The 15,288-nt window shown below is 28.4% G+C and carries 13 protein-coding genes; 3 read left to right on the top strand and 10 right to left on the bottom strand.

The genetic code is table 11. From position 1 onward, the window contains the following. Window positions 1-133: 133 nt before the first annotated feature. The 5 genes from BINT_RS07855 to BINT_RS14805 form a co-directional block, all read right to left on the bottom strand. Window positions 134-1,267, bottom strand: a complete 1,134-nt coding sequence (locus BINT_RS07855; protein ID WP_014488038.1) for a 1-propanol dehydrogenase PduQ — start codon at window positions 1,265-1,267, stop codon at window positions 134-136. Between the two features lie 208 nt (window positions 1,268-1,475). Then, the gene (locus BINT_RS07850; RefSeq protein ID WP_014488037.1) at window positions 1,476-3,458 is read right to left on the bottom strand and encodes a TonB-dependent receptor plug domain-containing protein; all 1,983 of its coding nucleotides are present in this window, start codon (window positions 3,456-3,458) and stop codon (window positions 1,476-1,478) included. Between the two features lie 82 nt (window positions 3,459-3,540). After that, the gene (locus BINT_RS07845) at window positions 3,541-4,098 is read right to left on the bottom strand and encodes a hypothetical protein (protein ID WP_014488036.1); all 558 of its coding nucleotides are present in this window, start codon (window positions 4,096-4,098) and stop codon (window positions 3,541-3,543) included. Between the two features lie 23 nt (window positions 4,099-4,121). After that, window positions 4,122-4,637 (bottom strand): hypothetical protein, encoded by a 516-nt coding sequence (locus BINT_RS07840; RefSeq protein WP_041177341.1) that lies wholly within the window; start codon window positions 4,635-4,637, stop codon window positions 4,122-4,124. 407 nt (window positions 4,638-5,044) lie between these two features. Then, complete coding sequence (locus tag BINT_RS14805) at window positions 5,045-5,191, bottom strand: hypothetical protein (RefSeq protein ID WP_014488034.1); 147 nt, start codon at window positions 5,189-5,191, stop codon at window positions 5,045-5,047. 379 nt (window positions 5,192-5,570) lie between these two features. Here BINT_RS14805 and BINT_RS07830 point away from each other — a divergent pair, with 379 nt between their 5' ends. The 3 genes from BINT_RS07830 (at window position 5,571) to BINT_RS07820 (ending at window position 8,380) form a co-directional block, all read left to right on the top strand. After that, window positions 5,571-6,542, top strand: a complete 972-nt coding sequence (locus tag BINT_RS07830; protein WP_014488033.1) for an ABC transporter substrate-binding protein — start codon at window positions 5,571-5,573, stop codon at window positions 6,540-6,542. A 128-nt stretch (window positions 6,543-6,670) separates the two neighbouring features. Continuing rightward, complete coding sequence (locus BINT_RS07825) at window positions 6,671-7,576, top strand: ABC transporter permease (protein WP_014488032.1); 906 nt, start codon at window positions 6,671-6,673, stop codon at window positions 7,574-7,576. 15 nt (window positions 7,577-7,591) lie between these two features. Next, window positions 7,592-8,380 carry an ABC transporter ATP-binding protein gene (locus BINT_RS07820; RefSeq protein WP_014488031.1) on the top strand — a complete coding sequence of 263 codons (789 nt, stop codon included), beginning with the start codon at window positions 7,592-7,594 and terminating at the stop codon, window positions 8,378-8,380. A gap of 81 nt (window positions 8,381-8,461) precedes the next feature. Here the strand turns inward: BINT_RS07820 and phoU are convergent, their stop codons facing one another. The 5 genes from phoU to BINT_RS07795 all read right to left on the bottom strand — a co-directional run bounded on the left by phoU (window position 8,462) and on the right by BINT_RS07795 (window position 15,268). Beyond that, complete coding sequence (gene phoU, locus BINT_RS07815; protein ID WP_041177340.1) at window positions 8,462-9,106, bottom strand: phosphate signaling complex protein PhoU; 645 nt, start codon at window positions 9,104-9,106, stop codon at window positions 8,462-8,464. Window positions 9,107-9,189: 83 nt separating this feature from the next. Beyond that, on the bottom strand, window positions 9,190-9,987 hold the full coding sequence (gene pstB, locus BINT_RS07810) for a phosphate ABC transporter ATP-binding protein PstB (protein ID WP_014488029.1): 798 nt from the start codon (window positions 9,985-9,987) through the stop codon (window positions 9,190-9,192). Between the two features lie 13 nt (window positions 9,988-10,000). Continuing rightward, window positions 10,001-11,806 carry a phosphate ABC transporter permease subunit PstC gene (gene pstC / locus BINT_RS07805; RefSeq protein WP_014488028.1) on the bottom strand — a complete coding sequence of 602 codons (1,806 nt, stop codon included), beginning with the start codon at window positions 11,804-11,806 and terminating at the stop codon, window positions 10,001-10,003. Window positions 11,807-11,983: 177 nt separating this feature from the next. Then, on the bottom strand, window positions 11,984-12,727 hold the full coding sequence (locus tag BINT_RS07800) for a substrate-binding domain-containing protein (protein ID WP_234944306.1): 744 nt from the start codon (window positions 12,725-12,727) through the stop codon (window positions 11,984-11,986). Between the two features lie 219 nt (window positions 12,728-12,946). Then, window positions 12,947-15,268 carry a ribonucleoside-diphosphate reductase subunit alpha gene (locus BINT_RS07795; protein WP_014488026.1) on the bottom strand — a complete coding sequence of 774 codons (2,322 nt, stop codon included), beginning with the start codon at window positions 15,266-15,268 and terminating at the stop codon, window positions 12,947-12,949. Window positions 15,269-15,288: the final 20 nt, after the last annotated feature.

Here is a 15,288-nt window from a genome sequence, read left to right as displayed (position 1 = left end):
ACTCATTATATTTTTTATATATAAAAGATTATACTAAAGTAAATTAAAATTGCAAAATATTTTTTATTAAAATTAAAATAAATAATTTTTATATATAGAAAATACCATAAAATCAATAAATTATAATTATTTTTTAAATAAGATTTCTATATAGATTTTTTACATCTTCCAAACTAGGCTTAACAGGATTAGTTAATATACATACATCTTTAAGAGCATGTGAAGCCATTTCATCTATTGCATTTTCAAATTCTGTTTTATCTACGCCATAGTCTGTTATTTTTTCATTTATTCCTATTGTTTTATTTAATTCTAAAATAAGAGCTTTTAATATTTTACTTGCAGTGATATCATCATCTATATTTTTAACATTTAATAGGCTTATAATTTTTGCATATTTAGCAGCAGATTTTTTACAGTGCTTAGCATTATATTCTATAACATAAGGCATTAATATAGCATTGGCTCTTCCATGAGGCTGCCTGAATCTTCCTCCTAAAGCATGAGCCATAGCATGTATTAAACCTAAGCCTGCATTATTAAAAGCTATTCCTGCAGTACAAGATAGTTCATGCATAGCTATTCTAGCTTTAACATCTTTTCCATCATGAACGGCTTTTGAAATATTATTAAAAACACCTATTATAGCATATTCACTATAAGGCATAGTAAATGGGCTTGAATTAACAGATACATAAGACTCAAAGGCATGAGTCATAACATCCATTCCTGTTTCAGCGGTTATTCTAGGAGGTACAGTCAAAGTAAATTGAGAATCTAATAAAGCTATATCAGGAAGCATTTTATTTGAAAGCAGAGGAACTTTCTGATGATTTTCTTTATCAGTGATTACAGCATATGAAGTAACTTCAGAACCTGTACCGCTTGTAGTTGGAACTGCTATGAAAAAAGGCTTTTTTAAACCGCTTGGCATTCTTTTATTTATTTCCAAAGCAAAATATATAACAGATTTAGCAGTGTCTATTACAGAACCGCCTCCTATGGCTATTATAGTATCAGATTCAAATGTTAAAATTTTACTCAAGCATTTTATAACTATTTCAAAGCTAGGATCAGGTTCTATATCCGAAAAAATTTCATAATCAATATTATTTTTTTTCATTAATTCTATAGTTGAATCACAAGCTCCAATTTTAAGCATATTATTATCTGTAAAAATAGAAACTCTTTTAAATTTTGAAAAGTCTAATTCTAATAAAGCGTTATGACCAGATATTATTTTTGTATTTAATATGAATTCTATCATTGATAACTCCTATTACAGCATATAGGCAGAACATTTATTGGAGCTCTACTAATATTAAGTATATAGGTATGTACATAAAAGTCAATAGAATATTATTAAAATACTAAATTTGTTTCATATTTTTGAGCAATATGTTTGATATAAAACAAAAAATTATGAATGTTTCATTTTATTAAGAATAAATATTTTATTCATTCTTTTATTTTTACTAAAAATTATATCCAATCTCAAATTCCCAAGTAAATGGCTTAGCAATGGAGTATGTAGATAGAATAGGAGTTCTATTTAAAATATTTTTAAAATGCATAGAAAATATCAAATGCTCAAACCATATAGAATAGAATGATATATTGAAATCATGAAAAACTTCTGAATAATATATAGGCTTATATTCAGATAAAGGTCTTGGAGTAGAGTAGGTATAGTAAATATTTAACGATAATGAACTTAATACTTTATTTTTTGGTACAAAGTCATAACCTAATAATGCAGTAACTACATGCTCCGGCAAACCTATTTTTGGCAGTTTATCTTTACCCATATATGCAAGCTGATAAGAATAACCTATTTTTGTTTTTATTTTATGATACTGGGCAAAAGGTATACTATATTCTATACTTGGCGTAACTATATGAGAGATAGCTGAGTCTACATTTTGAGGAATTGTTGAATACCAAACTATTTTATTTGTATATACTGTGTAGGCATAAGATGTTTCTATTTTTAAATTAGTTATCGGTTCTAAAGTAAGTTTAGTATATATTTGATTGTACTCTTCAGGTTTTAAATTTGGGTTTCCAAAATTATTATAAAATAAATCATTGAATGTAGGTACAGAATAATCATGAGAATATGAAAAATATAAACTGTATCCTTTATAAAAGTTTAAGTTAAATCCAACAGTATATGCTAAATAATTATTATTCCTGTTATTTTCAAAATCTTCATGCTGAAATTCATATTTAATACTTGGAAGTAATGAAAATATCGGTGTATTATTATCCCAATAACCAAATGATAATTGAGGTTCATATAATAATGATAAAGAATGTCTTTGAGGTATGAAATTATAATTTGTTTCTACTGCGTTTTTATCTTCCATTAAAAAATCATATCTATATTCAGGCGTTAATTTATTATATAATGTTATTGTATTTGGTAAAAGCTCGTCCATTCTTGAAATATTAGCATTTAAAGATATGCCATGTGATTGATAGTCTGAAATAGGTTTTCCATATTGATAATATGGTCTGTCTACAAAAGAATCAAATACATAAGATAAATTTACATTGTAATCAAGTATATCAGAAAATCCATTATATGATATAGATGATGTTAATGTGGTAAATTTAAACCATGAATCGGTTGTATTGTCCGGAGGTAATTTATATTTTGATACTGCATCCGAATATGATATATTAACAAAAGCCCTTAAATAATCTTTATTTTCAAAATTATATCTATAATCTAATGATGAGTTTATAATAAGTTGTTTATTATCATTAAGATATCCTATTATAGGTTTTCCTGCTTGGTTTGAGAAATCATAATAATAATCTCCGTCAGTATAATAAGAATCTGCTGTAAAAGTTACAATATGTTTGTTGTCAAAATTTTTAGAGAAGAGTATTGATGGCGTAATAGTATTATATGCACCATAACCCAATGATATTAATAAAATATCTTCTACTGGTGTTTTAGTAGTTATATAAATAGAGTTTCCTATAATTTCAATTTTTTCTATCAAGTTTGAAGGTATTCTTCTTAAATCAACACCTGCATCAGCATTTCCTTTAGCTGTATTCATAAGCACGCCATTAACATATATTTTCATGTTGTCGGCACTTCCGCCTGCAGGTTCAACTGTTTCATTACCCATATAAGAACCTTTATTGACGAATCCGGGCTGATTGGCTAATACTTCCTGAGCATTTTTATATCCTCTTCTTTCAATTTCTTCAGATGTTATTACATTATTATTAATTTTTATAGGAGTTTTAGGAATATTTGGAGCAGCTGCATTATTGGTTTGATTAGTCTGAACTGCATTAGTAATTTCAACTTGAGAAGTAACCCAAATACCGCCTTTAAGTTCTCTTATAAGGTAAGTTTGTGCATTGATGTTTTGATGATTAAAAAATATTGCTGTTATAATAAATAATGCTGTGAAGTAAATATTTAGTTTTTTCATTTTTTATATAGAAGTATTTGTATTATTTTATATGAAAAGGAACGGCTTTTGACCGCTCCTTTATTTATAAAGTTTTAATAAATTAATAATTTTTTATATATCCGAAAACAAAACCATATTTAACCCATTGAGTATTTTCATCTGGTTTAACATTCTCATCACTTCCGCCGCCATACCAAGCCTGTTCAGCACCGTTTTCATCTACTATGATCAGTCTGTAACGTATTTCCTTTCCTACACCTGTTTCATTATCCCAATATATAGCAGCAAGATATTTTTTACTATTATATTCATATACTCCGCACTCTATAAATTTTGTTCTGATATTTGCTTTATCAGCACTGTCATAATAATTAGCATTATTGTCGAAGTTTCCAGCTATAACTTTGTAATCATTTGCTTTATAAACAGTTTGTCCGTTTACTAAATTGAACCATAAATTTTGTAAATTAGCTTTATCAGTTACATCAATTTCAGAAGTTTTACTGCCATATTGTATGGCATATATTCCTGAAGTTACTGCTTTTACAGATGATTGAGTATTTTCATTATTATTGTTATCAGGATTAGTTGCAGGATTGGAACATGATACTATTAATGAAAATATTATGATTAATAAATATGATTTTTTTATTTTCATAAAAAACCTCTGAAAAGCTTAATTTATTTTGTTACTATGCACTTTGAATAAACACCAAAATATGGACCTTTACCGCTATTATCAACAGTAAATTTTGAAATAGCTTCTGTCAAAGTATCAGTATAATTACCATCGCCAGAAGCTCCAGAAATTTCTATAGTTGTTTCTGTTAAATTTAGAAAAGCGAATGCATAGTATTTACCTTTTACACCAGGTGCCCAATATGGTTCACTAGTATATTGTCCATATATTATACCTGCAGTATCGCTAATCCACTTAATATATTTTATGGAAACAGAATAATTAACTGCAGTTTCTGCCCAATCGTCTACTTTATCAGCTGTAATATCATATCCTCCATTATAATTATCATACTTCCATTTTTGCTGTAATTTAGTAAAATTAGGGTTATTTACCCATTCATTATCTGGAGGTGTATTTGGGTCTTCTGTTGGATTGTTTGGGTTGTTTTTAGCACATGATACTGCTAAGGCTAAAGCCATTAAAATTGTTAATAAAATTTTGATTTGTTTTTGCATAAATAATGCTCCTTTATTTAAATTTTTAATTGATAGCAATTTTAATAAAGGAGTGCAGGATTTTTTAGTAGTGCACTCGCCTATGTTAATGGTATCCGACTTCGTTAGTAATTTTATAAAACTAAGCTTTACGGTTGCGTGCCAGCGAAGGATTTTCACCCTCATTCCCATATATTTTAACTATATTATATAAAATAAGACTTTTTATATCAAGTCATTTTTATTATCTAAATATAAAAATATGATATAATTTTCAAAAAATGAATTGTTTTTATTTTTGTATATATAAAAAACGTATTGTTTAATAAAATGTAATAATTATATTTTTGTATATAAAAAAATGATTTAGTTTCAATAAAAAAGGAACAGCTTTATATACCGCTCCTTAATATATTTTCTAGTTTTTATTAATAATTTTGAATGTATCCGAAAACAAAACCATATTTAGTACAAATAGTATTTTCATCAGGTTGAACAGTTTCATCACTTCCGCCATACCAAGCCTGTTCGGTACTGTTTTCATCTATTATTACAAGTCTGTAACGGGCTGTCATTCCTATTCCTGTTTGATTATCCCAATATATAGTCGCAAGATATTTTGTACTATTATATTCATATATCTAAATTTTTAATTAAAAGCTATTTAATAAAGATTCCATTTTTATATATTTAAACTATATTATATCAAGTAACTTTATATGTAAAGATTAAAAATATTATTAATACATTTAATATAGACTAGATATTTATGTTACAAAAATTATCTTATATACTTCAATAAAATCCTATATAATAACTATATTTTATTTTTCAAAAACTATTTTGATATATTAATAATATGATAATTATTAATTGACATTATTATTATATGTAGTATAATTACTGTATATAGTTTCTTAAAAAATTTTTTCTATTAAAAATAGGAGTTTGATTATGAAAAAATATCTATATTCTTTATTTATCATAACATCAATGATATTTATTTCCTGTTCTTCAGGAGGTTCTAATTCTAATGCAGCAGGAGATAAAGTATTAAAAATCGGAATACTTCAATTAATAGAACATGATGCATTAGACGCTTCATACAGAGGTTTTGTTGATGGACTTAAAGAAGCAGGATATGAAGATGGTAAAAATATTATTATAGATTATCAAAATGCTCAAGGCGAACAGGCTAACTGTGTAACTATAGGACAAAAGTTCGTTAATGATAAAAGTGATTTGATTTTGGCAATAGCAACACCAGCAGCTCAGGCAGTTGCAAATATGACAAAAGATATACCTATACTTGTTACAGCAGTTACAGATCCGGCAGCAGCAAAGCTCGTTGCTGATAATAATGCACCCGGAGGAAATGTTTCAGGTACTTCTGATTTAACACCTGTAGAAGCTCAAATAGAATTATTAAATGAAATTACTCCTAATTTAAAAACAGTAGGACTTTTATATTGTTCAAGCGAACAGAATTCTGTATTCCAAATGGATATAGCAAAAAAGAAATTAGATTCTATGGGAATAAAATATATAGATGCAACAGTAACATCTGCTAATGAAATACAGCAGGTTGTTCAAAGTGTAGTTGGAAAAGTTGAAGCTATTTATACGCCAACTGACAATATGATTGCAGCTGGTATGGCTACAGTTGCTTTAGTTGCTGAACCTGCTAAACTTCCTGTAGTTTGCGGCGAGGGCGGTATGACTATGCTTGGAGGTACTGCTACTTATGCTATAAGCTATTATGAACTTGGAAAATTGACAGCTACTCAGGCAGTTGCTATATTAAAAGGAGAAAAAAAGCCTGCAACTATGCCTATAGAAACATTAAAAACTTTTGATTTGGTAGTTAATACTAATATGGTTAATAGCATTGGAATAACAATACCAGAATCATTATATAATAAGTAATAAATATTAAAATTAAATAAAATATAAGAATTGAGGGAGAATCTTTAATATTTAATAAGGATTCTACCCCCAATTTTTATTGTAATAATTATCACATATTGAAATCAGCAATAATAGAGGTTTGTATAATGGAAGGGATTTTTTTAGCAATAGAAGGTGCAGCATCTCAGGGGATCATTTGGGGAATAATGACTCTTGGGGTTTATATTACATTTAAGGTTTTGGATTTTCCGGATTTGACTGTTGATGGAAGTTTTGCTTTAGGCGGTGCAGTAAGTGCTATACTTATATCTAATGGTATGAATCCTTTTATAACTTTGTTTTTTGCTTTTTTGGCAGGTTCTTTGGCTGGATTTGTAACAGGCTTTTTAAATACTAAATTGCAGATACCTGGAATATTGGCTGGAATTCTTACAATGATTGCATTATATTCTATTAATATTAGAGTTATGGGCAACAGACCCAATATACCGCTTTTAGGAATGGATACTTCTTTAACTATTATTCAAAATATGCTTTCATTGAGTAAAGTATTATCAGATTTGCTTGTAGGATTTATATTCTCTGTAATAATAATAGCTTTGATGTATTGGTTTTTTGGTACAGAAATGGGTTGTGCTATAAGAGCTACAGGTAATAATGAGAGAATGATTAGGGCATTAGGCGTTGATACTAATGTTATGAAAATAATAGGACTTATGATATCAAATGCTTTGGTTGCTTTATCCGGTGCTTTGGTTACTCAAAGTCAGGGATATGCTGATGTAGGTATGGGAACTGGTACTATAGTTATAGGGCTTGCCTCTGTTATAATAGGGGAGGTTGTATTCGGTAATAGATTCTCATTTTGGTACAAATTGGCTTCTGTTGTAATGGGTTCTATAATATACAGAATAATAATAGCTATAGTTCTTCAATTGGGATTAAAGGCTACAGATTTAAAACTTCTTACTGCTATAATAGTTGCCATTGCTCTTTCAGTGCCTGTAATTAATAGAAAAGTTACAAGAGTAGTAGGCGGAAAAAGAAAATAATATTTGGGGGCGTTTATGTTAGAATTAAAAGAAGTTTATAAAACATTTAATAGAGGCACTATCACAGAGAAAAAAGCCATTAAAGGTGTTAATCTTAAATTAAATGACGGAGATTTTGTAACAGTTATAGGAGGAAACGGAGCAGGAAAATCCACTCTTCTCAATTTAATTGCCGGAGTTTATGAAGTTGATTATGGTACAATATCAGTTGACGGAGTAGATATCACAGATAAGAAAGAGTATGCAAGGGCAGGACTTTTCGGCAGAGTTTTCCAAGATCCTATGGTTGGTACCGCTTCTAATATGGGTATAGAAGAGAATTTGGCACTTGCTAAAAGAAAAGGTAAAAGAAGAACTTTAAGATGGGGTATAACAAAAGCTGAAAGAGAAGAGTATGTTGAAAAATTAAAAAGGCTTGATTTAGGACTTGAAACAAGGCTTCAATCAAAAGTAGGGCTTTTATCAGGAGGACAAAGACAGGCATTAACTTTGCTTATGGCTACTCTTAAAAAACCAAGACTTTTATTATTAGATGAACATACTGCGGCACTTGACCCAAAAACAGCTAAAAGAGTATTAGATTTAACAGAAGAAATCATTAGAGAAGATAAACTCACAGCATTTATGGTTACTCATAATATTAAAGATGCTATTCATTACGGAAACAGACTTATAATGATGAATGATGGTAACATTATATATGATGTTTCAGGTGAAGAGAAAAAATCTTTAGAGATAGCTGACTTGCTCAAGAAATTTGAAACTGCTGACGGTTCTTTAAGCGATAAATTATTATTATCATAATTAAAATATAATTAAATTAAAATATAAAAAATAACTCCTAACAACTATATGAAGTTAGGAGTTTTTTTATATAAATAATTATTATTTAAATCTTTCGCCTGTACTGTAATAGTAAACCCATTTAGCTATATTTTCTGCATGATCTCCCATCTTCTCAAAATATTTAGCTATCATCATTAAGTATATAGCCTGATCAGCATTTTCAGCACCGCTTTTAATAAGTTCTACCATAGAATCACGCATTTTATAGAATAGCTTGTCAACCTCATCATCTTTTGCTATAACATTTTTTGAAAGTTCAGCATTTTTTTCTTTGAAAGCATTTAGACAATTAGTTATCATATATTCTATTATGTTTGACATCTCTATTATAATATCAAGATTTTTTTTATATATATTTCCTTCCAATAAGAATCTAAGTAAATCGCATATATCCTTAGCCTGATCTCCGATTCTCTCTAAATCTGTAGCTATCTTTAATGCTGATGATACTATTCTTAAATCTGTAGCAACAGGGTGTTCTAATAAAAGCATTTTCAAAGATGAGCTTTCTATTTTGTATGACATTCTATTTATGTTTCTGTCATTTTCTATTACTTGATTTGCAAGTTCAATATCTCCATTAGTTAATGCTTTAGTAGAATTTCTTAAAGCCTCTAATATCATGTCACCTGCTTCAGTAACATGTTCTATCAATTTATTTAATTCTTCTTCAAATTTTTTCATTTTTATCTCCATTTTTTATTGTTGTTATAATTACCTAATTTAAAAATAAAAGCTTATATTAAGCAATGATAATAAATTATTAATTAACCGAATCTTCCTGTAATATATTTTTCAGTTCTTTCATCTTTAGGTTTAGAGAATATTTCTTCTGTATCAGTGTATTCTACAATTTCACCAAATAAGAAGAAAGCTGTTTTATCTGATACCCTCATAGCCTGTTGCATATTATGAGTTACTATTACTATAGTATATTCATTTTTTAATTCATTTATAAGGTCTTCTATTTTACCTGTACTTATAGGGTCTAATGCACTTGTAGGCTCGTCCATAAGAAGTATTTTTGGATTAACAGATAAAGCTCTTGCAATGCATAATCTTTGCTGCTGACCTCCTGAAAGTCCTAAAGCATTTTTATTTAATCTGTCTTTTATATCGTCCCAAATAGCTGCCTTTGTTAAACTGTATTCAACTATTTCATCTAATTGAGATTTCTTTTTTATGCCGAATGTTCTAGGTCCATAAGCTATATTATCATAAACGCTCATAGCAAAAAGATTTGATTTCTGAAATACCATTCCTACGTTTTTTCTTAAGTATGATACATTTATATGTTTATTGTATATATCAACTCCTGCTATTTCTATGTTTCCTTCAACTCTGCATTTTGGCACTAAGTCATTCATTCTATTGAAAGTTTTTAAAAGAGTAGATTTACCGCAGCCTGAAGGTCCTATAAAAGCTGTTACACTGTTTTTGTCTATATCTATATTAATTTTTTTCAAAGCCTGAAAAGATTCATAATATAAATCTAAATCTTTAACTTTAATAATCTTATCCGTATCAAAATCAAAGTTTAATTCATTATTTATTTCATTATTCATTTTTTATCCTTTTTTATATAGTCTTAAAATTAATAATCCTTTTTAACTTTTTATTTACAAAGAATAATAAAGCATTAAGAACTATAATCATAATAAGTAATATACTAGCTGTAGCGAAAGTTTGATTGATATATAAACCCTCACTTGAGAACATCCACATCATAACTGAAAATGAACTTCCTGAACTCAAATAACCTTTTGGCATATATCGTACTGCACCAGCTGTATATATCAAAGCGGCACTTTCTCCTACTATCCTTCCTATACTTAAAATAACAGAAGTCATAATTCCTGAAAATCCGCATGGAAGAACTATTTGAAATATAGTCCTCACTTTAGATGCTCCAAGTGCTAAACTTCCTTCTCTTAAACTTGCAGGAATTGACATCAAAGTTTCTTCTGTCTGCCTTATTATAGATGGCAGTATTATTAAAACTAATGTTAAAGAACCTGCTAATATACTTCTTCCTATACCCAATAAATTAGCAAATACAAGCATACCAAAAAGCCCGAACACTATTGAAGGAATTCCTGATAAACTGTCGGTAAATATTCTTATTAAAGATATTAGTTTGCTTTTTGCTTTTGAATATTCAGTCAAATAAATAGCGGCAAAAACACCTAATGGAATTGCTATTATTAATGACATAAAAAGCATCATAGAAGTAGAAACTATTGCAGGAAGAAGCGTCATCTGTGAATTATTACTCTTTCCAAACAAAAGATTTAATGTTATATGAGGAAGTCCTCTTACAAGTATAAATACTACTATAAATATTAAAAATAAAGTTGATACTGCAGTTGCAAATATTGAAATATATTTTAGCATATCACCCTTTATTGTCTGCATTTTCATTTCGTAATTTTTAAAAGAAAAGTTATTAATATCAGTTTTTAATTCTTTATTCTTTTTAAAAAGGCTAGTAAATGAAAATGAAAAATATAAATTATTTCTTTTCAAAAGAGATAGTATTATATTTATTATAAGTATAAATAAAAGTAATACAAAAGCAGTTCCAATCAATGCGGATCTATGTATACCTGTAGCATATCCCATTTCTAAAGCTATATTAATAGTCATAGTTCTGAAATATGAGAATAAATCCTGAGGTATAAAAGGAGCATTTCCAGCCACCATCATAACTGCCATAGTTTCTCCTATAGCTCTTCCCATACCTAGAACTATAGCCGAAAATATACCAGACTTAGCAGCTTTTACTATAACACCAAAGACAGCTTGAGAATGTGTATTTCCTAAAGCTCTAGCACCGTCATAGTAATATTTATAAACTGCTTCTAAATTATATTTTGTAATAGATGTTATTGTTGGAAGTATCATCACTGCAAGTATTATAGAACTAGCCAATACTCCTTCGCCTATATCGTTTGGAGAAATCTTTTTTAGAAATGGTACTAATACAGACATTCCAAAAAAGCCGTAAACTATTGATGGAATTCCTGCAAGCAAATCTATTACCTGAGATAATATCACTTTTAATTTATTTGGTGCAAACATTGATATATAAACTGCTGTAAAGAAACCAAATCCTCCGCCTAATAGAGTGGAGAGAATAGTTATATATACAGAGCCTACTATCATTGGAAATATACCAAAATGTTTTGATGAAGGCGACCAATCCATTCCGAAAACAAATTTCAAAAATCCTGTTTCTTTGAATATTGGAAGGCTATAGATAAATATAAAAATACATATTGAAAATACAACTATAACTGAAAATATAGAACATATAAAAAATACATATTTCATAATATTATCTATTATTTCATTTCGTATATGTTTATTAATATTGTTATTCAAAATTATATCCTAATTATTGATTTTTTGTTTTGTGTTGTTTGTTTTGTTGCAGCTGACAGAAAATAAAAAAGCCGATATACAAAAATCATTGTACATCGACTTATTAATTTTCTAATTAGCTAGCTACATAGCCATTTTCATTTATAACCGTTTTCCCTGCTTCACTATTAATGAAGTCTAAGAAAGCCTTAGTCCCTTCATCAAGTTCAATTCCTTTTTTGTAAATATATAAAAAGGACGATAAAGTTTGTATGTATCACTTTGTATATTTTCTACTGAAGCAGATACATATTCATTTTGTCCTTTTGCTTTATAAGCTAAAGGCTTTATTGTATCATCAATAGAACCCAAAGAGATATAACCTATTTTTGAAGCATCGCTCATAACTGAGGTTTTTACCTTTCCTGTTCCATCCAATATTTCAACAGTAGAAGGTAATGGATTTTCTTTTCCTACAGAAGTTAAATCAGTAAATGCACTTCTAGTACCTGATCCGTCTTCTCTTGAAATAGATTTAGTTATATTGCCTATAGCTGTATTATTCATATAAAGATTGTATAATTCTTCTTCGCTTATCTGAGTAATTTCAGAATCTTTGTTAGCGATTATTACTATACCATCTTGACATAATAAATAAGTATCTAAGCCGGTTAACTCATCTTCTTTCAAATTTCTTGAAGCCATACCTATATTGTTGTTGCCGTTTATAGTGTCTTGAACTCCAATAGTAGAATCTGATGTTTCTACTGTTACAGTATAATCAGGATTAAGCTCTTCAAATTTTGCTGCCAATTTGAACATCAATGGAGAAACTGAAGAGGAACCTGTTATAACTATATCAGTAGCACTTGAAGCACCGCCTCCGCAGGAAATAAGTATTAACATACTTATAAGGCTTAAGAAAATCAAAATTTTTTTCATAATATTGATTCACTCCGAAATAATTTTTTGTTAATTGTGAAAATTAACGCACACCTTATATACTAAAAAAAACATTATGTCAATACAAAAATTGAAATTTAATTTAAATTTTGATATTTTTTTATAAACTATACGGGGATATATATTATAGAAGAATATTATAAAAACATATTAAGTTAACATATTTTGTTGATATGTTAACTTAATTATGTTTACTTTTTATGTGCATGATTCGCAAACTTCTTCAAGTTCGAAATTAGATTTAGGAGTTTTCATATAATAAAGAGTCTTTAATCCCAAATCCATAGCATACTGAATATCGTCCCAAAGCTCTTTAGCAGAATCAGGTTTTACATAATATAAATTCAATGATTGAGACTGATCTATATATCTCTGTCTTACAGCAGCAAGCTCTATTATAGTTTTTGCAGGAATATTCCAGCATCTTTCATAGTACTCTCTATTTTTTTTGATATTAGGTACTAAGCTAGGGAGTGTTTGTATTCCTTCTTCTATAAAGAATAAATCTACTATAGGTTCTATACTTTCTGTTGCTGATACGCTTTTTCCTGATGTAGCAGTAGGGGCTATTGCTCCATGGAATGAAAATCTTACACCATTATTTTTTATATTTTCTGCAAGTTTATCCCATTTCTCTTTATCTACACTTACATTGAGATTATTCTTTTTATTGTTGTTTAATAATGATATATGAAATGGAGTTAATCCTTCTTTCCATTTGGATTCATTGAAAGTTTTATAAGGTCCTCTCTCTCTTGCTAGTATATTAGATGCTTCGTATATATGATAATATAAATCATCGAAAACTTTATTTGTAAATTCCAAAGCTTCTTTATCAGTATATTTTATTTTATTTGAAGCAAGTAAATTAGCATAATTGATAACTCCTATTCCTATAGGTCTGTTCTTTTTATTGGCAATTTCACCTTCTTTAACAGGGTAGAATTGAGTATCTATAATATTGTCGCATCCTCTTAAAAGAGTGTAGCAGAATGATTTTTTCTTTTCAGGTGAGAAATTTACCCAAGACATTAAATTTACAGAAACTAAATTACATATACCTATTTCACCGCTTTTTTTTCTCTGTATGATTTCATATTCTCCGTCTTCATTAATGACATATTTTTCTTTTATGAGTTTAGAAGGGTAGGAAGGTATTACTATTTCCTGACAGAGGTTTGAAGCTCCTACAAATTTATTAACCATATTCTGTTCATTAATGTTGTCTACAAAGGTTAAATATAAGTTTCCTGTTTCCTGCCTCACTTTTAATATTTGAAATAATAAATCTTTAGCTTTTATTTTCTTTTTTCTTATAGAAGATTTACTTTCATAATACATATAAGCAACATCAAAATTTTTTCCGTATTCTTCGTTTAAAAGAGGAGTTTCTTTAGGATCGAATAAAGTTACATATCCGTCTTTATTAACTCTTTCTCTGAATATATTACTTATCCTAATAGAATAAACTAATTTCCTAGCTCTAGTATCTTCAGTACCGCCTGCATCTTTAAGCATAATCAAATCAAGTACATCCAAATGCCACCAAGGAAAAGTAATAACGCATGCACCTTTACGAACTCCGCCCTGATTGAATGATGATATAGTTTGCTCAACTCTTTTTATAAAAGGTATAGGACCGTCAGAACGTCCTCTATTAGTTTGTATTGTTGAACCAGCTGCCCTTATATATGAAGCATCATAAGCTATACCACCTGAAAATTTTGAATATAATGCCATATTTCCGTCTGTCTGATTCAAGCTCCAAGTATCATCAGCAGGTGTGTTTAATATACAGCTAGCTAATTGTGCTTTTATTGTCATACTGTTTGCTATTCTAGGTGTGGCAAAAGTAATTTCATGTCTTGAAAGCATATCATAAGTTCTTTTTATATATTTAAGTCTTTCAGATTTGCTTATTTCTAATTTATCTTTATTTTCACCTTTATAATAATCATCATAAAATGAAAACATAGCAGCTACCATATATGTTATTTGAGGAAGCTCTAATTTTTTGTTTCCTATGTTTTTACAGTATTTTTTATAGAATATTGCAAGTCCTTTATATGTGAATAATAAATCTCTGTTAGGATCTATCATAGAATTTATTTTATCTAATTCTTTATCTGTAAAAAGCTGAATTATATCCTTATCATATATTTTATATTTTATACCTTTTTTTAAGAAATTTTTTATATGAGGATATGAACCTATTTTTTTTAATCCGCATGTTTCTTTATATATTTTCATTAAATAAAGCTTTTCTGCTATTGTATCATACATAGGGTATAAAGGACTTATCATGTTAACAGCAGTATTTATAAGCTCGTCATATAATACTTCTATTTTCATTTTATCATTAATTTTAATATTAAGCCCTTCAAGAAGCTGATTAGTGAAAGCCTCTTTACCTTCAGTAGCCCAATCTATAACTTTTCTTAATTTTTCTTCATTAAAAGGCTCTTCTCTGCCGTCCCTTTTAATGATTATATGTTTTTTATCTTTTGTAAGTTCTATCATAATTTAACCCTGATAATTAT

The organism is Brachyspira intermedia PWS/A, assembly GCF_000223215.1.
Classification (GTDB): domain Bacteria; phylum Spirochaetota; class Brachyspiria; order Brachyspirales; family Brachyspiraceae; genus Brachyspira; species Brachyspira intermedia.
The sequence above is the reverse complement of the archived record's forward strand: the minus strand, read 5'-3'. Positions and strand labels throughout refer to the sequence as shown.